General features: G+C 74.1%; 12 protein-coding genes, 1 pseudogene and 1 riboswitch. Of the genes and pseudogenes, 6 read left to right on the top strand and 7 right to left on the bottom strand.

From position 1 onward, the window contains the following. Both FHS29_RS18045 and FHS29_RS18040 read right to left on the bottom strand, forming a co-directional pair. Positions 1 to 3363 (bottom strand): CHAT domain-containing protein, encoded by a 3363-nt coding sequence (locus FHS29_RS18045; protein ID WP_184691848.1) that lies wholly within the window; start codon positions 3361 to 3363, stop codon positions 1 to 3. A gap of 40 nt (positions 3364 to 3403) precedes the next feature. Next, the gene (locus FHS29_RS18040; RefSeq protein WP_184691847.1) at positions 3404 to 3664 is read right to left on the bottom strand and encodes a hypothetical protein; all 261 of its coding nucleotides are present in this window, start codon (positions 3662 to 3664) and stop codon (positions 3404 to 3406) included. Between the two features lie 409 nt (positions 3665 to 4073). Beyond that, a riboswitch (ZMP/ZTP riboswitch) is annotated at positions 4074 to 4153 on the top strand. A gap of 27 nt (positions 4154 to 4180) precedes the next feature. Between FHS29_RS18040 and FHS29_RS18035 the strand changes: the two genes are divergently transcribed. Next, positions 4181 to 5020, top strand: a complete 840-nt coding sequence (locus FHS29_RS18035) for a bifunctional 5,10-methylenetetrahydrofolate dehydrogenase/5,10-methenyltetrahydrofolate cyclohydrolase (RefSeq protein ID WP_184691846.1) — start codon at positions 4181 to 4183, stop codon at positions 5018 to 5020. Positions 5021 to 5107: 87 nt separating this feature from the next. Here FHS29_RS18035 and FHS29_RS18030 read toward each other — a convergent pair whose 3' ends face one another. Next, positions 5108 to 6697 carry a TlrC/CarA/OleB/SrmB family ABC-F type ribosomal protection protein gene (locus FHS29_RS18030; RefSeq protein ID WP_184691844.1) on the bottom strand — a complete coding sequence of 530 codons (1590 nt, stop codon included), beginning with the start codon at positions 6695 to 6697 and terminating at the stop codon, positions 5108 to 5110. Positions 6698 to 7691: 994 nt separating this feature from the next. On the opposite strand from FHS29_RS18030, the pseudogene FHS29_RS36885 reads away from it, so the two are divergent. Beyond that, positions 7692 to 8042 (top strand): annotated as a pseudogene (locus FHS29_RS36885) (transglycosylase SLT domain-containing protein); the annotation flags it as partial. Between the two features lie 287 nt (positions 8043 to 8329). Here the strand turns inward: FHS29_RS36885 and FHS29_RS18020 are convergent. Next, a complete protein-coding gene (locus FHS29_RS18020; protein WP_184691840.1) occupies positions 8330 to 8551 on the bottom strand; it encodes a hypothetical protein in 222 nt (73 codons plus the stop codon). A gap of 210 nt (positions 8552 to 8761) precedes the next feature. On the opposite strand from FHS29_RS18020, the gene FHS29_RS18015 reads away from it, so the two are divergent. Beyond that, positions 8762 to 11584: an AfsR/SARP family transcriptional regulator gene (locus FHS29_RS18015; protein WP_184691838.1), complete on the top strand. Its 2823-nt coding sequence runs from the start codon at positions 8762 to 8764 to the stop codon at positions 11582 to 11584. A gap of 527 nt (positions 11585 to 12111) precedes the next feature. Here the strand turns inward: FHS29_RS18015 and FHS29_RS18010 are convergent. Beyond that, positions 12112 to 12702: a hypothetical protein gene (locus FHS29_RS18010; RefSeq protein WP_184691837.1), complete on the bottom strand. Its 591-nt coding sequence runs from the start codon at positions 12700 to 12702 to the stop codon at positions 12112 to 12114. 153 nt (positions 12703 to 12855) lie between these two features. Here FHS29_RS18010 and FHS29_RS36880 point away from each other — a divergent pair, with 153 nt between their 5' ends. From FHS29_RS36880 to FHS29_RS17995, 3 genes are all read left to right on the top strand, one after another. Further along, positions 12856 to 13974, top strand: a complete 1119-nt coding sequence (locus FHS29_RS36880; protein WP_184691835.1) for a sensor histidine kinase — start codon at positions 12856 to 12858, stop codon at positions 13972 to 13974. Further along, on the top strand, positions 13971 to 14630 hold the full coding sequence (locus FHS29_RS18000; RefSeq protein WP_184691833.1) for a response regulator: 660 nt from the start codon (positions 13971 to 13973) through the stop codon (positions 14628 to 14630). The genes FHS29_RS36880 and FHS29_RS18000 overlap by 4 nt, the downstream gene beginning before the upstream one ends. Before the next feature lie 93 nt (positions 14631 to 14723). Then, a complete protein-coding gene (locus FHS29_RS17995; protein ID WP_184691831.1) occupies positions 14724 to 16112 on the top strand; it encodes an alpha/beta hydrolase family protein in 1389 nt (462 codons plus the stop codon). 13 nt (positions 16113 to 16125) lie between these two features. Here the strand turns inward: FHS29_RS17995 and FHS29_RS17990 are convergent, their stop codons facing one another. Both FHS29_RS17990 and FHS29_RS17985 read right to left on the bottom strand, forming a co-directional pair. Continuing rightward, positions 16126 to 16803 (bottom strand): response regulator, encoded by a 678-nt coding sequence (locus FHS29_RS17990; protein ID WP_184691829.1) that lies wholly within the window; start codon positions 16801 to 16803, stop codon positions 16126 to 16128. Continuing rightward, positions 16800 to 19361, bottom strand: a complete 2562-nt coding sequence (locus FHS29_RS17985) for a sensor histidine kinase (RefSeq protein ID WP_184691827.1) — start codon at positions 19359 to 19361, stop codon at positions 16800 to 16802. Before FHS29_RS17985 ends, FHS29_RS17990 begins: the two co-directional genes overlap by 4 nt. Between the last annotated feature and the right edge of the window lie 112 nt (positions 19362 to 19473).

The raw sequence follows: 19473 nt of genomic DNA, 5'->3' as shown, positions 1-19473 counted from the left end.
CTAGGGGCCGCTGTGCACGAGCGTCGCCCACAGGTCCGGTCGGTGCGGGTGCTCGGCGCGCAGCCGCAGGGCCACCGCGCGGACGGCTTCGGCGGCCCGGTCGGCGTACGGGGTGTCCGGCAGGTGGTCGTAGAAGGCCTTGGCCGCGTGTGCCGCCATCGCGTCGTTCAGCGGCCACAGGCTGGCCACCACGTGGCGGAACCCTGCCAGGTGGAACGCCGCCGCGAGGTTCAGCGGCTCGTCGGCGTGCCGGCCCCTGGCCGCTGTCGAGCACGCGGACAGGTAGGCCAGTTCGGCGTGTTCCGGCCTCACGCGGCTGATCGCCTCCACCGACAGGGTGCCGTCGCTCAAGTGCAGGACGGCGCGGGAGGTCGTGGCGGCGTCCACGGTCGCGTGACAGGCGAAGTGTGCCCACGTGCAGTTCGGCAAGGCGGCCAGCACCTGCGCCGTGGTGGCGTCGGCCAGCAGCTCGGCGCCCTCGGTGTGCAGCACGGCGGCCTCGGCGGTGGTGCCGGGCAGCCGGGGTAGGCCGGGGGCGTGTTCGACGGCGACCGCCAGTTGGCGTCGGGCGGTCGGTCGTGGGCGTTGCCGGGCGTGGTGCAGGGTGCGGATGGTCGGGACGTAGGACGAGACGAAGCGGTCCAGGGCCTTGCCGGCGGCGTGGAACGGCAGGTCGCCGAGCGGGCCGAGCGGGAGCCACCAGACCCTGCCTTCGCCGACGACCTCGGCCACCGGGCCTACCGCGGCGTCCCACAGCCAGTCGAGCAGCTCGGTGATCACCCGTCGGGCGCGCAGGATGCCGCTCGGCCTGGTCGCGGCCAGCGCTTTCCGGAGGTCGGCGCGGCGGGTGTCCAGGTCGGCGATCAGGAGCGGCAGCGGGATGGCCACCGGGCCGCCGCCGGCGGTGACGATGATCGCGTCCGCCCGCCCCGCGGCGGCGTTGACCAGGACGATCGGACCGTTCGACGCGGTCTCGCGCAGGCTCGGGAACGGCACCGGGCGCAGGAAGTCGGCCAGGCCCGGGAGGGTGCGGGCCAGCTCCACCAGCCGGTCGTGCTCGGACCACAGGTTGGCGCGGTTCAACGTGCCGACGGTGTCCCGGGTGGTTCCGGTGAGGTCGGCGACCATCGGCGTGTTGAGGCGTTCGTGGACTTCGGCGAGGCGGCGGGCGACCGGCGGGGCGACCCGTCCGAGGTCGGTGAGGTCGGCGCGGATGTCCAGTTCGGAGCCCAGGATGAGCGCACGGCCCTGCTCGGCGACCTCCACCGCGCCCGTCGGGTCGCCGGCCGCCAGGTGCGCGGCCACCGCCTCTCCGGTCAAATGCCGGTGCGCACCGAGCACGGTCTCCTGTTCGGCCCACCGGCTGTCCCGCCAGGTCACGGACCGCAACCGGCTCACGGCCTGCCCGAGAACCCGCGCTGCCGTCGCGGGCCGCCCCGCGGTCAGCGCCAGCAGACCGACCGCACGGCCGGCCGCCGCGCGCTGTGCCGGCCACCCCTCGCCCAGCGCGTCGAAGGCCGCGACCAGCGAGTCGACGTCGGGGATCTCGTCCGGGGCCACGGTGTACAGGTGGCGGCTCGCCGTGGCGAGGTGGTTCAGGCAGGCGATCCGGGTGCCGGGGTCGAGGTCGGGAACCATCGCGGCCGACGCGGCTCGCACCGCGCTGCGGGCGTCGGCGACGTCGCCGCGAGCCGCGAACCGGGCGTTGTGCGCGGCGGCCAGGTCGGCGAGCGTGCGGGCGGACTCCGGTGCCCGCGCCAACAGCTCTATCACTTGGTCGAGGTCGCCGGCCCGGCCGGATTCCCGGTAGCGCATCCAGTGGACGTGTGCGGCGAGTCCCGGGTCCACCCGGTCGGCCAGCTCCAGAGCGCGGGCGAGGTGGATCGCCGTGCCGGTCGTCGCGAACGCCGCCAGGTGCGCCGCTACCAGCCGGTGCGCACGGCCGTCCAGGGCGAACGCCTGCTCGTGCAGGGAGATCGCGGCGGCCAGGTCGTCGGTCGCGCCCGACTCGGCGAACCTCAGCCGGTACACCTCGCCGACCGCGCTGAGGTCGGACGGTTCGGCGAGGGCCTCGATCTGGTCGGCCAGTTCGGCGGCGCGCCGCAGGTCGGCGTGGTCGCCGGTCGTGCCGAACCGGATGCGGTAGAGGTCGCACAGGCGGGCCAGGAAGCGGTCCCGCACGGGGTCGTCGGCGTTGGGCGCGAGCGGGGTTTCGTCGAACTTGAACGGCAGGCCGTTCACGGCCAGGGCCAGCTCGCCGACGGCGATGGAGGCGCTGTCGTGGGCCAACCAGAGGCGTCTGAGCAGTCCGCCGCGGGTGTGCGCCGGCAGCGAGCGGTCCACCAGGGGCAGTGCCGGGGCGAGTTCGGCGACCTCGGCGTACCCGGGCCCGGCCAGGGATCCCGCCCGGCGGGCGGCGTCGGCGACGAGGTGGAGGTCGTCCACGTCGCCGGTCAGGTCGAACCGCTCCAGAGCGGCTCGCGCGATGCCGTGGTGCGCCTCCGGGGCGTCCACGGCGGTCCACAGGTCGATGGCGCGGTCCAGGTCGGGCGGGTTCGGGGAGAACCGGTGCCGGGCGCAGTGCACGCGGGCGAGCTGGTCGAGCAGGACCGGTCGGAGGTCGGCCGGTTCGTAGGCCGCGGCGAGGTCGTCCAGCACGCGCTCGAACGGGTGGTGGAAGCGGCGGAACCGGAGCCCGAAGCGGGTGCGCCGCCCTCGCATCGCCAACGCCCGCTCCCCGGTCTCCACGGCCTCCCGGATGTCGCCGAAGCTGCCCGCCTCCACCCGGACCGCGAGGCCGATGGCGACCGCCGCCAGGAACCAGGCCCGCTCGGGGTGCCGCCGGGGCAGGACGTCCAGGCAGGCGCGGGCGCGGTCGATGAACTCGTCCACGGCGCGCAGGTCGCCGGACGCCCGGTAGTACGCGAAGTTCAGCGTCACCAGCAGGCTCGCGTGCAGCGCGTGGTGGCGGTGCGAGGTGGTCGCGACCACGTCCTCCATCAGCGCGAGCGCCATGCGCAGGCCGATCGGGTGCTCCACGTGCGTGCCGAACGCGATGGCCGCGCCGAACTGGCTGGTCGGGTGCGCGTCCGGGCCGGGGAGCAGGCGGCGCAGCAGGACCGGCCGTTCGTCGGCCGGTACCTCCCAGTGCCAGGCCAGGGCGAACGCCAGATCGGTCGGGTCGGGCGGCGAGCCGTGCTCGAACCGCAGGTGGAACAAGGTGCCGAGGGCGGCTCGCCGCTCGGCGGAGGGCGGGTCGGGCCACGCCGCGATCTCGGCCCGCACATCGCCCGCGAACAGCACGTCCGGGTCGCCGGTCCGGCGGAAGGCGTCGATCCGTCCGGCCGGTTCGGGTAATCGCATGGGTCGCCTCCCGTTCGCCCTCCGCGACCCTAGCGGTGGATCAATAGCGACCCCTGGGCTCGTAGTCGTCCTCGTCGTCGTACTCGGGTTCGACGGTCTTCAGCGGCCGGTTGGACCAGGAGTCGAACAGCACCACCAGCGCCGTGACCACGATCAGCGCGACACCCACCAGCCCGAGGCCACCCCAGAACATCAGACCTGCCAGCAGCAGCATCGGCAGCACGGCGAACAGGCAGAACGGGTCGACCCGCCCGAAAGCCGGCCGGCGCTGCCCCGAAGATCGTCCGTACTGCCCCGCCATCAGTCCGCCTGTCCGTCGTCCGCCATGTCCGATTTCCCCCGGCTCCCCGTTCGAGGAGCCCCGAACAGCATAATTCGCGCCCGTCGAGCGCCACGGCGGGTCACGGGCACGCGTCGACCGACGGCCCGGTTACCGCGATCCGGTCCTCGGTCGGCTCAGCCGAACGGGCCGCCTGGCACACCGCGTCACAGCGCGCCGGCCGGTCCTGCGCGGGCACGGGCCCCACACGGTAGAGCAGGCCTCCGCCGGCCCCGCACCGCGCTCCACGTTGCGGACAGGGGCGTCGAACACCTCCCCGCACGGTTCCACGCCTGTCACACCACTGCTCCGCAGCCTGTTCGGCACGGACACCCCGGCGCGGGCGCGAGCCCGCGGGATCGGCTTCGCCCGGCGGTGCTCCGCGCTAGACTCGGCGGCGCACGACTGGCGTCGGGTGGTCAACCACCGGGGAGTGCAAGCGAGTCGGCATCGCACGCCTGGGTGCCCCTCATTCGACGACGAGTGAGGACTACCGCCATGTCGGCACAAATCCTGGACGGCACCGCCGTGTCCCGGTCGCTGCTGGAGTCGACCGCCGAACGGGCCCGCGCGTTCACCGACAACACCGGCCGCAAGCCCACCCTCGCCACCGTGCTGGTGGGCGACGACCCCGCGTCGCAGACGTACGTGCGGATGAAGCGGTCGCGGTGCGAACGCGTCGGGCTGTCGTCCCGGGCCGTCGAACTGCCCGCCGACACGTCGACCGACCGGTTGGTGGAGGAGGTCTCCGCGCTGTCGTCGGACGCTTCGGTCGACGGAATCCTGTTGCAGCACCCCGTTCCCGCGCACATCGACGAGCGCGCGGCGTTCGAGGCCATCGCGCCCGGCAAGGACGTCGACGGCGTGACCATGCACAGCTTCGCCGCGATGGCGTTCGGTGAGGCGGGGTTCCACTCGTGCACGCCGGGCGGGATCCTGCGGCTGCTGGATGCCTACGAGGTGCCGCTCTCCGGGAAGCGCGCGGTCGTGGTGGGGCGCAGCCCGATCCTCGGCAAGCCGGTCGGGATGCTGCTGTTGGCGCGGGACGCGACGGTGACGTACTGCCACTCCCGTACCGCGGACCTGGCGGCGGCGGTGCGGGAGGCGGACGTCGTGGTGGCGGCGGTGGGGAAGGCCGAACTCGTGCGCGGCGAGTGGATCAAGCCCGGGGCGGTGGTGGTGGACGCCGGGTACAACCCCGGGAACGTCGGGGATGTCGAGTACGCGGCGGCGGCCGAGCGCGCCGGCTACATCACGCCGGTGCCGGGCGGGGTCGGGCCGATGACCATCGCCCTGCTGTTGGAGCAGACCGTCCAGGCCGCGGAGGCCAAGGCGTAGTCGTCGGCGGTCCGGCGGCGGAACGCACGAGTCGCGCGTTCCGCCGCCGCGGGCCTCGTCCACCCCGTGGCGAGGCGGGAGACCGCACTACCCGACCACCACACCGCCCTCCAGCCGGAGGTGCGCGCCCTCGAACCGGGACCGGGTGCGGCGGTCGTGCGTCACCACGACCAGCGCGCCCGGGTAGTCGGCCAGCGCGTGCTCCAGGTCCTCCACCAACGCCGGCGACAGGTGGTTCGTCGGTTCGTCGAGCAGCAGCAGGTCGACCGGCTCGGTCACGAGTCGGGCGAGCTCGGTCCGCCGGCGTTGGCCGTAGGACAGCTCACCGAGCCGCAGCCCGAGGTCGCGCGGCGTGAACAGGCCCAGGGACAGCAGTTCGTCCACGTGGTCCGCGGGGTGGCCCCGCCCCTGCGCGAACGCCTCCGCCACGGTCAGCTCCGGCCGCCACGGCGTCTCCTCCTGCCGCAGGTGGCCGACCCGCGCGGGCGTGACGACCCGACCCGAGTCGGGCACCACCTCGCCCGCCAGGACGCGCAGCAGCGTGGTCTTGCCCGCGCCGTTCGGCCCCGTCACCAGGAGCCGTTCGCCCGGCCGGATCGCCAGGTGCGGCAGGTGCAGGCGGTCGCCCACCCGGACGTCGTGCAGTTCGGCGACCCATTCCGCGTCGGCGGTGGCGAGCCGGGCGGTGAAGTGCAGCGGGTCCGGCGGTGGCGCGACCGGGTTCCCGGTGAGGCGGGTGATCCTCTCCTTGGCGTTGCGGATGCGGCCCATCGCGCCGTGACCGCGGCCCCGTGCCCGGAACGGACCGGCCGCGAACACCGCGAGCGGCAGCTTGCGCGGGATGGCGCCCAGGCTCGCCACCGCCGAGTCGGCCAGCCTGCGGTGCCGGGCGAGTTCCTCCTTCCACTCCTCGTGCTCGCGGAGCCGGCGGGCGCGGGCGGCGGCCTTGGCGGTGAGGTAGCCGTCGTAGCCGTCGCCGTAGCGGGTCACGCGGCCTTCCTCGACCTCCAGGACGGTGGAGGTCACGCGTTCGAGGAAGACGCGGTCGTGGGTGATCACCACGACCGTGCCGCGGTGCCGGGACAGGTGTTGTTCCAGCCACGCCACGGCCTGGTCGTCCAGGTCGTTGGTCGGCTCGTCCAGCAGCAGCAGCTCCGGCGCGGACGCCAGTGTCGCCGCCAGCGCCAGCCGGGACAGCTCGCCGCCGGACAGCGTGCCCAGCGTGCGCGACCGGTCCAGGCCGGGCAGCCCGAGGCCGTGCAGGGCGATGTCGACCCTGGTGTCGGCCTCGTACCCGCCGCGCGCCTCGAACCGCTCGACCAGTTCGGCGTAGTGGCCGAGGTCGGTCAGGTCGGCCTCGGCCGCCCTGATCCGCGCTTCGAGGTCGCGCAGGTCGGCCAGTGCCAGGTCGATCGCGTCGGCCACGGTGGCGTGCGGCGGCAGGTCCAGGGTCTGCGGCAGGTAGCCGACGCCGCCGGGGGCCACCACCGTGCGGTCGCCGTTGTCCGGGGTCAGGTGGCCGGCGACGAGGGCCAGCAGGGTGGACTTGCCGGAGCCGTTCTCGCCGATGACGCCGACCTTTTCCCCCGGCTTCACGGTGAGCGAGATCGCGTCGAGCACCACGTGGTCGGCGTAGCGCTTGGTGACGTCATGAAGGGTCAGTTGCGCGGTGCGCAAGGCGTGCTCCTGTTCTCGACCGGGGAACGGCCGAGTCGATCGGGTGCGGTGGATGGCTGGGCCGCGCCGCGGAGCCGTGCTCTACGCGGACGCGAAACCGATCACAGGAAGTACAAGGTGCCCATGGCGCGGACGACTTTACGCCGGCCCGCGTTGATCGACAAGAGCCAGCGGTTCGTCCTCGGGGTCGCGCCCGGAGGCGACGGCGATCGCAGGCCGGCGGGCCGCACCGGTCGGGGGCCGGGTCGGACCGGCCGCCGCAGTGACACCGGGCGGGCGTCCGGATGGCCTATCGGGAACTGCGACAACGGGTGTTCGACAGTCAGTAGCGCTTCTGTCAACAAACGTGAGGAACGTCACCACTAATGGGGGATCGCTTGCCCCGAAAAGTGACCAGCGGTTACGTTTCCGGCCGCAGATCACGGTTCGATCACTGGAAGGACACGGGCCCGTCATCCCCCGGACGAGGCCCGGCCTGGATCCCCCGCCAGGTTGTCGGTGATCGGGCTCCCCGACGCAGGAGGCCCCACCCTTGGCTCGCCACAGGAAACCCCGTGGGCAGCAGCCGATCGTCTACACGGTCAGCGCACAGGCCCCGGGCTACGTCGGCGCGCACCGCGCCGAGCCCGACCGGACGATGCCGAAGAGGCTGTCCGCGGTCGCGGTAGCGGTCGGCATCGTGACGGGCGCGGGCGCAGCGGCCCACGCGATGACCAGCGGAGCCGTCAACCCGATGGCGGGCGGCGCGGACTTCGGCGGCCTGCCGGACGAGCACGCCCGCGCCGGCAAGGTCGACACCGTGCACTCGATCGACCTCGGCTCCGAGACGGCCCGCATCCTGCGCCAGGAGCAGCTCACCGCCCTCCAGACGTTCAACCAGGCCAGCGGGATCGCCCAGGACGGCTACTCGGCCCGCCAGCAGGCCGCCGCCGAGAAGGCCGCCAAGGACGCGAAGGACGCCGAAGAGGCGCGCAAGTCCCCCACCCAGCGGCAGGTCGAGGCGTGGGCCCGGGAGGCCATCGCGATCCTCGCCGCCAACGGCACCCCGATCACCGAGGACAGCGTCGACGAGATCTGGACGATCGTCCAGAAGGAGTCGAACGGCAACCCCAACGCGATCAACACGTGGGACTCCAACGCCGCGCGCGGCACCCCGTCCAAGGGCCTGATGCAGTGCATCGACCCCACGTTCCAGGCGTACAAGCTGCCCGGGCACGGCGACATCTACAACCCGGTGGACAACATCATCGCCGGCGTCCGCTACACCTACGCCCGCTACGGCGGCTTCGGCAACCACCCCGGCCTGGTGGGCATCAACGCCGGCACGGGCTACCGGGGCTACTGAGCCCGGCTTCTCCGGCCCGGACCAAGTCGAGAACCAGCCTGGGACAAGCCCAGGGACGAGCCGCAGGCGGCCTCCTGCGGCAGGACGAACGCCATCGCAGCCCCCCGATGTGACCGGTTCCCGACGGCTGCCCTCGGTGAAGTCCCCGGTCGGCCTCCGGGCGAAGCCCTCTGGCCGGCCCCCGGTGAAGCCCTCGGTCGGCTCCCGGGTGGAGCCCTGCGGTCGGCTCCCCGGTGAAGACCTCGGTCGGCCCGGGTGAACCCCTCGGACGGCTCCCGGCGGTGCGCTCAGGCGACCGCGGGCGTGGCCGGCAGGTGGCGGGCGCAGTTGGGGCAGATCGGCCAGTTCCGCCACGTGTAGCTGCCCCGGTCCGGACTCGGCAGGCACAGCGCCCGGCACACCGCGCGGTAGCGGTCGCCGACGTGCGCGGAGTGGTGCGCGGGTTCGTTCGGGGACACCAGGTGGCGCTGCTCGGCGAAGACGCCGGGGTACAGGCGAACGGTGGTCACGAGTCCTCCCGATTGCTCTCGGGGAGGCCAGTGGGGCGCTCGGGGCGGCGGCGCCCCGAGCGGTCACTAAGTTGTAGGGAGGCGGCCTTCCCCCCTGGCCCCCCTGGCTGCAAGACCGCCTCGGGTGCAAGTGTGCGCGACCGGCCGTGTGTATTGCTTGCACGGTTCTGCAATGCGCAGTTCAGCGGCGGTTTCGGGAGGTTTCCAGGGGTGGAGTTCGGACTGCTCGGCGAGGTCTGCGCGGTGGTCGGCGGACGTCCCGCCGACCTCGGCCCGGCCCGGCAGCGGTGCGTGCTGGCCGCGTTGGCGGTCGACGTCGGGCGGGTGGTGTCGGTGGACCGGCTGATCCGGCGGGTCTGGGGTGACGACCCGCCGGTCCGGGCGCGGGCGACGCTGTCCAGCTACGTCTCCCGGCTGCGCCGGGCCCGAACCGACATTGTGCTCCGTTCCGGCGGATATGTCCTGGTCGCCGACGAAGCCGCGGTGGACCTGCACCGGTTCCGCTCCCTGCGCGACCGGGCCCGCACCGCCGACGACCCGACCGCCGAGCGGCTGCTCGCCGAAGCCGTCGGCCTGTGGCGGGGTCCGGCGCTGACCGGTCTGGACGGCGACTGGGCGACCGCCGAACGGGACCGGCTGGCGCTGGAGCGGCTGGACGCGGAGTGCGACCACACCGAGGTCCGGCTGCGGCTGGGCCACGACGACCGGCTGGTCACCGAGTTGTCGTCCCGCGCCGCCGAGCACCCGTTGGACGAGCGCGTCGCCGTCCACCTCCTGCACGCCCTGTACCGGGCGGGGCGGGTGGCCGATGCGTTGGAGCACTACCGACGGGTCCGCGCGCGGCTGGCCGACGGACTCGGCACCGACCCCGGCCCCGCGCTGCGGCTGATGCACCAACGGATCCTGAAGGCGGACCCGGCGCTGCTCGCGAACCCCACCGGCGACGCGCGCCCCTCGACCACCCCGCGCACACCGGCCGGCGAACCGGCCACGCACGAACCGTCGACCGCTCCCCCGAGCCGGCCGGCCGCCGACGTGCCGACCGGAACGCCCGCCGCGCGGCCGGTGCCCCGTCAACTGCCCGCCGTGCCGTCGTCGTTCGTCGGCCGGGAGGACGAGCTGAACCGGCTCGACCCGACCGGCACGACGGTGATCGCGGGCGCGGGCGGGGTCGGCAAGACCTGGCTCGCCCTGAGGTGGGCCCACCGCAACGCCCACCGCTTCCCGGACGGCCAGCTGTTCGTGGACCTGCGCGGGTTCGGCCCCGAGGGCACGCCGATGCCGCCCCCGGTGGCGGTGCGCGGGTTCCTGGACGCGCTCGGCGTGGACCCCGGCCGCATCCCGATCGACCCGCACGCGCAGGCCGCGCTGTTCCGCAGCCTGGTCGCGGACAAGCGGATGCTGCTGGTGGTCGACAACGCCGCCGACACCGCCCAGGTGACGCCGCTGCTGCCGGGCGGCGCGTCCTGCACCGTCCTGGTGACCAGCCGCAACCGGCTGCCGGGCCTGACCACCGTGCACGGCGCCCGCCGACTGTCGCTCGACGTGCTGACCGACGCCGAGGCGCACGGCCTGTTCACCGCCCGGCTCGGCGCGGACCGGGTGTCCGCCGAAGCCGAAGCCGTGACCGACCTGATCAAGCTGTGCGGCGGGTTCCCGCTGGCGCTGGGCATCGTCGCCGGCCGTGCGCACGGCCACCCGGCGCTGCCCCTGGCCACCCTCGCCGGCGAACTGCGCGACCTGGGCCCGGGTGCGTTGGACGACGACGACCCGACCGCCAGCCTGCCCACCGTCCTGTCGTGGTCGCGGCAGGCGCTGACCGCCGAACAGGCGCACGTGTTCGGCCTGCTCGGCATCGCGCCCGGCCCCGACATCGGCCTGCCCGCCGCCGCCGGGCTCACCGGGCTGCCACCGGACCGCACCAGGGCCGTGCTGCGCGCGCTGGAACAGGCGTCCCTGCTGCTCCAGGACGCCCGCGGCCGGTACCGGATGCACGATCTGATCCGCCGGTTCGCCGCCGACACCCCCATCCCGCCCGCCGAACGGTCCGCCGCCCTGCACCGCGTCGTCGACTTCCACCTGCACACCGCCTTCACCGGCCGCCGGCTGCTCAACCCGCACGCCACCCCGATCGACCTCGATCCCCCCGCCCCCGGCGCCCGGCCGCACCCGCTGCCGGACCCCGCCGCGGCGCTGGCGTGGTTCGACACCGAACACCGGGGCATCCTGGCCGCCCAGCACCTCGCCGCCGCACAGGGCAGGCACCGAACCGTGTGGCAGCTGGCGTGGACGCTGACCACGTTCCACCTGCGCCGGGGCCACAGCCACGACAACCTGGCCGCCTGGCGGACCGCGATGACCGCCGCCGACCACCTCGCCGACCCCGCCGTCCAGACCCGCGTGCACCGCCTGCTCGGCGACGCGCTGGTGGAGGTCGGCCGGCACGAGGAGGCGGTCGAGCACCTGTACCGGGCGCTGGCGCTGGCCGAGCGGACCGACGACCTGGTGAACCGGGGCCAGGTGCACCGGACGCTGTCGTGGGCGCTGGACCAGCAGGGCGACGGGCGGCAGGCGCTGACCCACGCCCGCCACGCCCTGCGCATCTACCGGGCGCTGGACGACCCGGCGGGTGAGGCCGACGCGCTCAACGGCGTCGGCTGGTACGCGGCACGCCTGGGCGAGCACGACGAGGCCCGCGAGCACTGCGCAGCCGCCCTCGCCCTGCACCGCCGGCACCGGCACCGGTACGGCGAGGCGACCACGCTGGACAGCCTCGCCTACATCGCCCACCACACCGGGGACTTCACGGCGGCGATCGGCCACTACCGCGAGGCGTCGGACCTCTTCCGGGAACTGGGCAGCACGCTCCAGGCGGCCGAGACCGCGGAGAGGCTGGGCGACTCGCACCAGGCGTCGGGACAGTCCGCCGAGGCCCGTGCGGCTTGGGCGGAGGCGGCCGACATGTTCCGCGCGCAGGGCCGTGCCGAGGACGCCGACCGGCTGCGCGACCGCCTGGGCGCGTTGCCGGACTGAGCGGGATCACCCAGTCCCGGCCGGTGATCGCCGCGCGCCACCGGTGATCGTCCCGCCCGCACCTGGAGTACCTGCTGATCGGCATGACCGGCCACCGCCTCCAGGTCCCGCACCACCGGCCCGGTGGACGCGCGAACTCCGGCCGGCCTCGGACCGGGGGTGACGTCGGGGGCCGAGGGTGGTGCCCCCTCGACCCCCGCTGTCCGCGGACGGCGTTGCCCTGCCAGGCACCCGGTGGATTCGGCGCCGTCCCCGGATCGGAGCCTCCCCGGCTCCGACACCGCCACGAGGGCAGTACCCCGTGCGGTGCAACGCACCCGGAAACCCAGGCGCGCGGTCACCGAAGTTACCGGCCGGCGAAGCTGTTCGGCCACCGAACGGGTGAACCACGGGGCACCGGGGAACCAACCGGCCCGCCGGCACGACCACATATCGCGTCGGGTGCTTCCCCTTGAGCCACCCGATTCGCACGAACGTGCTCACGCCGGACCGGTCCGCCACTCCGACACCGGCCCACCGGCCCGGCGTCACACGTTCGCGCGACCACCGACCTCCCGCCCGGCGGCACCCCCGCCCGCCGCCCGACCGGTCAGCACCAGGGCAGCCACGACCAGCGCCAGGCCGACCACCTCGCCCGCCCGCAGCCCGGTCACCCGCGCCGCCCCCACCAGCAGCGCCCCCGCCACCAGCAGCCCGCCCGCCCACCGCCACGACCGGTTGACCAACCCCACCGCCGCCAGCGCCAGCCCGGTGAACAGCAGCGCCGGTCCCGCCTGGTAGAAGACCAGTGCGAACACCCGGGACTCCTGGAGGGTGTCGAACATCGCCCCGGCCGCCTCCCGCTCGCCGTGCGCCAGCCGCAGCACGGTGAAGTCGATGACGAACTGCCCGGCCAGCGCGAGCGCCCCGACCACGGTGAGCACCAGCGCCGGCACCCGGACCCACGGTGGACTGGCGTCCCGGAGGAGGGTGTCCAGCCGCACGGCGACCGGCAGCATGGCCACCGTCCCGGCCAGGAAGATCAGGTGCGACGACGTCCACTGGTCGGGCGTCAGCATCAGCACCACCCCGACGAGCAGCAGCACGGGTCCGGTGACCAGGGTGACGACAGTGCGCATGGCGGAACTCCCCACTTCGTTCGACACGGAGGAACTGTGGTCGCACCGAACGCCGCGCACATCGCCGGCGCGAGGGAGTCGGCACCGGGTCGCACGGGTGAGGACACCGCTCGCGCGGCGGAGCTAGCATCGGCCCCGGACGAGGGGGATTCCATGTCGCCGCACCGCTTGCGCGCTCTGTCGCCGGCCTCGGTCGACGTGATGCTGACCGTGTTGGCGTTCGCGGGTCAGACCGCGCCGTTCGTGTTCACCACGCACGTGACGGGACGTCCGTGGACGGTGGCGGAGTTCCTGCCGGTGCTGCTCGCGTCGCTGCCGTTGATCTGGCGCAGGCGTGCCCCGGTGCTGTGCCTGTGCTCGACGGCGCTCGGCATCGCCGCGTACTCGGTGGTCGGCTCGGACGGACCGGAGCAGCCCGTCTGGTACGGGGCCCTGCTCGCGATCCACACCGTGGCGGACCTGTCGCCGCGCACCACCCGCCTGGCCACGCTCGCCGCGTCGGTGATCGGGATCGTCGTCATCGGCGGCGTCCTGGGCTCGGCGTCCACGGCGATCCGCGAGGGCTTCCTGTGGGGCGCGGCCTACGCGCTGGGCCGTGGCGCGCACGTCCGCCGCGCCTACGCGACGGTGTTGGAGGAACGCGCCGCAGCCCTGGAACGGGAACGCGAGGCCGAGGTGGAACGCGCCGCCGAACGGGAGCGCGCCCGGATCGCCCGCGACACGCACGACATCCTCGCGCACGCGGTCAGCCTCATGGTGGTCCAGGCCGAGGCGGGTCCGGTGGTGGTGCGCAGCGCGCCGGACCGGGCGGTCGCGGCGTTCGACGCCATCGCCTCGGCGGGCCGGGAGGCGATGGGGCAGCTGCGCCGGACCCTGGGACTGCTCAAGGGCGACGCCGAGCCGCGTCCGGCGGTGGAACGGGTGCCGGAGCTGGTGGCGGGCGTCGGCCCGCACGTCACGCTGACCACGACCGGGCAACGGCGTGAGCCGCCGCCCCTGGTGGACGCGGCGGCGTACCGGATCGTGCAGGAGGCACTGACGAACGTGGTCAAGCACAGCACCGGCGACGCGGCCTCGGTCACCCTGGACTGGACCGACGCCGAACTCGTGATCACGGTGGCCGACAACGGCACTCCACCCGCGGGGACCACGGCCGGACACGGGTTGCTCGGCATCCGGGAGCGGGCGGCGGCGTGTGGGGGCTCGGCGGGCTTCACCGCCGGCCCGACCGGGTTCCGGGTGTCCGCCCGGCTGCCGCTGGAGGCCGCGTGAGCATCCGCGTGGTCGTCGCGGACGACCAGGAACTCGTGCGCGCGGGTTTCGCGATGATCCTGGAGGCGCAGCACGACATCGCGGTGGTCGCGGAGGCGGCCGACGGGCTGGAGGCCGTGGCGGCGGTGTTGGAGCACCGGCCGGACGTGCTGCTGCTGGACATCCGGATGCCGCGCATGGACGGCATCGAGGCGGTGCGGATCGTGTGCGCGCAGACGGAGACCCGGGTGGTCATGCTGACCACGTTCGACCAGGACGACTACGTGTTCGAGGCGCTGTCCGCCGGGGCGAGCGGGTTCCTGCTCAAGGACGTCCGGCGCGACGACCTGGCGCACGCGGTCCGCGTCGCGGCGGCGGGTGAAGCGCTGCTCGCCCCGTCCGTGACGCGGCGGCTGATCGACGACGTGGTGCGCCGCAAGGCCGTCCGCCCCGCGCCCACGGCGGACCTGGACGTGCTCACCGCCCGTGAGCGGGAAGCGCTGGTGCTGCTCGGCCGCGGGCTGTCGAACGCCGAGATCGCCGTCGAGATGGCGGTCAGCGCGCACACCGTGAAGACCTACGTCAGCAGCGTGCTGTCCAAACTGCACCTGCGGGACCGCGCGCAGGCCGCGATCACCGCCTACGAGCGCGGTCTGATCGTGCCCGGCTCGCTCTGACGGGTGATCGGCGGACCGGGTCGCGCGGGCGATGTGCGCGACCGGTCCGCCGACGAGCATTCGGGTGTCACCGAAAACCCTTGGGGGGACACCTTGTTCACCAATCTCACCCTGGCCGCACTACTGGCCCTCGCACCGGCCGCACCCGCCGCCCTCACCGCGCACGCCGCACCCTCCGAACCCGACGACCTGACCACCTCCGACGTGAGCTTCCGCACCGGCGACGGGATCACGTTGGGCGGCACGGTGTTCGCCCCGCGCGGGGCGAGCGGCGGACTGCCCGCGCTGCTCCTCGTGCACGGCTCGGGCACCGGGGGCCCCGGCTTCCGCAAGCAGCTGCGCGGCGAGGCGGAGGCGTTCGCCCGGCAGGGCATCGTGGTGCTGGCGCCGGACAAGCGGCAGGACGGCTATTCGCCGTTCCAGCGGGACTTCGCGCAGCTCGCCGACGACGCGCTGGCCGCGTTCGCCGTGCTGCGGGCCCGTCCCGAGGTGGATCCGGCGAAAGCGGGCATCTGGGGGTTGAGCGAAGGCGGCTGGGTGGTGCCGGTCGCGGCGGCGAAGTCGCCGGACGTGAAGTTCGCGGTCCTGGCGGCGGGGTCGGGGGTGTCGCCGATCCGGCAGCAGTCCTGGAACGTGGCCAACAAGTTCGCGTGGTCGGGCATCGGCGGCTCGCTCTCCCGGACGTTCCCGACCACCTGGCAGCGGATGGTCGCCGACGCCGGGATGTTCGGCGGCGCGCACCACGACCCGGTTCCGGTGCTGCGGAACGTGAAGCAGCCGCTGCTCGCCCTGTGGGGCGCGGAGGACGCGGCCGTGCCTCCCGCCGAGAGCGCCGAGATCGTGCGCGACACGCTGTCCGAGGCGGGCAACCACCACTACACGATCCGGTTCATCCCGGACGCACCGCACGCCATGCACCGCAGCGACCCGCAGGGCAAGCGGCTGCCCGACCTGATGCCCGGCTACGCGGACGCCGTCGGGGACTGGGTGGACGCGGTGACGAGCGGCAACCCGCCGCGCGCGGTCGTGGAGCCGTTGCCGCGACAGGAGAACCGGAGCAGCGAGGTCACGCCGTCGGCGTGGTGGGAGTCCGCGCCCGTGCAGTTCGGCGTGCTGGGGCTGTTCGTGCTGCTGTTCGGCGCGTACCCGGTGCTCGCGCTGTTGCGCCGGAGACGTGCGGGCACCTGGCCGGCCCGGGTCGCGGTCGTCGCCGGGGTGGTCGGGTCGCTCGGCACGGTCGGCTACCTGTCGACGCTGATGTTCAGCCTGACCGCGAACGGGATCGAGGCCGGTCCGCTGCTGGGCGATCGTCCGGTGGTGTGGCTGGCGTTGCAGCTCGTGGCGGTGGCGGCGGTGGTTGCCACAGTCCTGCTGGCGGTGCGGTGGCGCGCGTCGACCGACCGGCTGCGCCACGGGCTGGTGCTGGCGGGCGGCGTGCTGTTCGTCCCGTGGGCGTTGTACTGGGGTCTGCTGCTGCCGTGACCGGTGGCGCCGGTCAGGCCTGGAAGCGGTAGCCGCGGCCGGGTTCGGTGAGCAGGTGGCGGGGCCGGGAGGGCTCGGGTTCGAGTTTGCGGCGCAGTTGCGCCAGGTAGACCCGCAGGTAGTGGGTCTCCGACCGGTGGCCCGCGCCCCACACCCGGTCCAGCAGCTCGCGCTGCCCCACCGGCTGCCCGGCGGCCCGGATCAGCACCTCCAGCACGGCCCACTCGGTGCGGGTCAGGTGCACTTCCACGCCGTCGCGGCGGATCTTCTTCGCGGTCAGGTCGACGGTGAACGACGCGGTGCGCACCAGGGGCTCGCCCACCTGCCGGGGACCGGTGCGCCGCACCGCCGCCCTCAGCCGCGCCAGGAACTCGTCCATCCCGAACGGCTTGGTCACGTAGTCGTCCGCGCCCGCGTCCAGCGCCGCGACCTTGTCCGCCGAATCGGTCCGCGCGGACAGCACCACGATCGGCCGGGTGGACCGCGCGCGGAGTCCGGCGATCACCTCCACCCCATCCACGTCCGGCAACCCCAGGTCCAGCACGACGACGTCCGGTCTCCCGGACGCCGCCTGCTTTAACGCCGACGCGCCGTCGTGCGCGGTCAGCACGTGGTAGCCGTGCGCGGTGAGGTTGATGCGTAAGGCGCGCACGATGTGCGGGTCGTCGTCCACGATCAGCACGGTGGTCACGCGACTGCCACCTCGGCGACGGGCAGCGAGATGACGATGGTCAGCCCGCCGCCCGGGGTGTCCTCGGCGGCGATCGAGCCGCCCATCGCGTCCACGAAACCCTTGGCCACGCTCAACCCCAGCCCCACGCCGGGCGTGGCGTCGCGGTCGCCGAGCCGTTGGAACGGCGCGAACACCGAGTCCGCGGTGTTCTTCGGCAGGCCTCGCCCGTGGTCGACCACGCGCAGCTCCACCCGGTCGCCGTAGGCGCTGGCGCGCACCGCGATCTCGGGTTCGTCGGCGTCGATCGTGCCGTCGCCGTCCACGTCCACCAGCCGGCGCGGGGTGAGCCGCCCGTGCCGCAGCGCGTTGTCGACCACGTTCGCCACGACCCGTTCCAGCAGGCCCACGTCGGCCAGCACGGAGGGCAGCTGCTCCCCCACGTCCACCGAGACCACCCGCCGGTCGTCGATGCCGGCCAGCGCCCTCGCCACCACCTCGTCGAACGTCACGGCCCGCAGCAGCGGTCGCACCGCCCCGGTGGCCAGGCGGGACGAGTCGAGCAGGTTGTCCACCAGGCCCGTCAGCCGGTCGGCGGAGACCTCCACCGTCTCCAACAGCTCGTCGGTGTCCTCGGCGGACAGCCGCAGCTCCGCGTCCCGCAGGCTCCCGATGGCCGCCTTGATGGACGTGAGCGGCGTGCGCAGGTCGTGACCGACGGCGGAGAGCAGGGCGGTGCGCAGCTCGGTGGTCTCGGCACGGCGCTGGGCCTCGGCGGTCTCGGCCGCCATCCGCTGCTGCCGCAGCGCCATCAGCGCCTGTCCCGCCGCCGCCTCCAACGCCCGCTGGTCGCTCGCCGGCAGCGCCCGGCCGCGCAGCGCCAGGTGCACGTCGGCCGTCACCGGCACGTCCACGTCCGCCTCGTCCGGTTCGTCGCACGGTCGCGGACCGACGCAGGCGACCCGCTCCCAGTCGCCGTCGCGGCGCTCCAGCAGCGCCACCGACTCCAACCCGAAGTTCTCCCGCACCTTCTCCAGCAGCCTGGCCAGCGGGTGCGGGCTGGTCAGCACGGTCCGGGCGTAGGAGGCGAGCAACGCCGCCTCGGTGCGGGCCCGCGCGCCCTGCGCGGCCAGCCGGGCGGCCCGGTCCACCACCAGCGCCACCAGCACCGCCACGACGAGCATCGCGACCAGGGTGACCAGGTTCTCCGGCGTCGCCACGGCCAGGCTGTAGTAGGGCGGCGTGAAGAAGTAGTTCAGCAGCCCGGCGCCCAGCAGCGCCGCCCCCACCGCCGGGCCCAGCCCGCCCACCAGCGCGACCACCACCGTGACCAGGAAGAACCCGACCAGGTCGGTGGAGAAGGCCAGGTCGTCGCGGAACGGCGCGCCCACGCCGGTCAGCGCGGCCGGCAGCAGCACGGCCAGCAGCCGGCCCAGCAGCACCCGGTGCCGGCTCAGCGGGTTGCGCCCCACCCGCCGGCGCGGGCCGCGCCGGGACTCGGGGTGGGTGACCATGTGCACGTCGATCGGCCCGGACGCCTGGATCACCGCCGCGCCGATGCCCTCGTCGAACACCCGCGCCAACCGCGACCGCCGCGACGTGCCCAGCACGAGCTGGGTGGCGTTGACCCCGCGCGCGAACTCCAGCAGCGACGTCGGCACGTCGTCGCCCACCACCGTGTGGAAGGTCGCGCCCACGTCCTCGGTGATCCGCCGCAGCTTCGCAACGAGCTGCGGCGAAGCGCCGGTCAGGCCGTCGCCGCGCATGACGTGCACGACCACCAGGTCCGCCCCCGCCCGCACCGCGATCCGCCGGGCGCGTCGGATCAGCGTCTCGCTCTCGTTGCCACCGGTGATCGCGACCACGACCCGTTCCCGGGTCTCCCAGGTGTCCGTGATGCGCTGCTCGGTGCGGTAGCGCTGGAGCGCCACGTCCACCTGGTCGGCCAACCACAGCAGGGCCAGCTCGCGCAGCGCGGTCAGGTTGCCGGGCCGGAAGTAGTTGCCCAGGGCGGCGTCGATCTTGTGGGCGGCGTAGACGTTGCCGTGCGCGAGGCGCCGGCGCAGGGCCTCGGGCGTGATGTCGACCAGCTCGACCTGCTCGGCGCGGCGCACCACCTCGTCCGGCACGGTCTCCCGCTGCCGGACCCCGGTGATGCGCTCGACCACGTCGTTCAGCGATTCGAGGTGCTGCACGTTGACCGTGGACAGCACGTCGACGCCCGCGTCCAGCAGCTCTTCGACGTCCTGCCACCGCTTGGCGTTGCGGGAGCCGGGAACGTTGGTGTGGGCGAGTTCGTCCACGACGGCCACCTCGGGCGCGCGGGCGAGCAGCCCGTCCAGGTCCATCTCGGCGAACCGGACGCCCCGGTGCTCCACCTGCCGGCGCGGCAGCTCCTCCAGCCCGTCCAGCAGCCGTGCGGTCTTCTCCCGGCCGTGCGTCTCGACCAGCCCGACGACCACGTCCGTGCCCCGCTCCCGCCGGCGGTGCGCCTCCCCGAGCAGGGCGAACGTCTTGCCCACACCGGGCGCGGAGCCGAGGTAGATCCGCAGCTCGCCGCGCTTGCGTTTGCTCTCCACGCCTTCAGTGTGCTCGCTGCTCCCCGGGCCCTCGGTACGACCGTCGAGACCCGCTGGGCACCCGTGGACACAGCACTCGTTCCGGTCCGGCCGGCGGAACTCGGCTGAGCGG

This window comes from Saccharothrix tamanrassetensis, from assembly GCF_014203665.1.
GTDB classification, from domain to species: domain Bacteria; phylum Actinomycetota; class Actinomycetes; order Mycobacteriales; family Pseudonocardiaceae; genus Actinosynnema; species Actinosynnema tamanrassetense.
Note: the sequence above shows the minus strand (reverse complement) of the source record. Positions and strands in the feature narration are given on the sequence as shown.

Excerpts from the sequence above, each read along its gene's own strand:
- FHS29_RS18045 (WP_184691848.1), bottom strand. The coding sequence starts at position 3,363 with ATGCGATTACCCGAACCGGCCGGACGGATCGACGCCTTCCGCCGGACC.
- FHS29_RS18040 (WP_184691847.1), bottom strand. The coding sequence starts at position 3,664 with ATGGCGGGGCAGTACGGACGATCTTCGGGGCAGCGCCGGCCGGCTTTC.
- FHS29_RS18035 (WP_184691846.1), top strand. The coding sequence starts at position 4,181 with ATGTCGGCACAAATCCTGGACGGCACCGCCGTGTCCCGGTCGCTGCTG.
- FHS29_RS18010 (WP_184691837.1), bottom strand. The coding sequence starts at position 12,702 with ATGCGCACTGTCGTCACCCTGGTCACCGGACCCGTGCTGCTGCTCGTC.
- FHS29_RS36880 (WP_184691835.1), top strand. The coding sequence starts at position 12,856 with ATGTCGCCGCACCGCTTGCGCGCTCTGTCGCCGGCCTCGGTCGACGTG.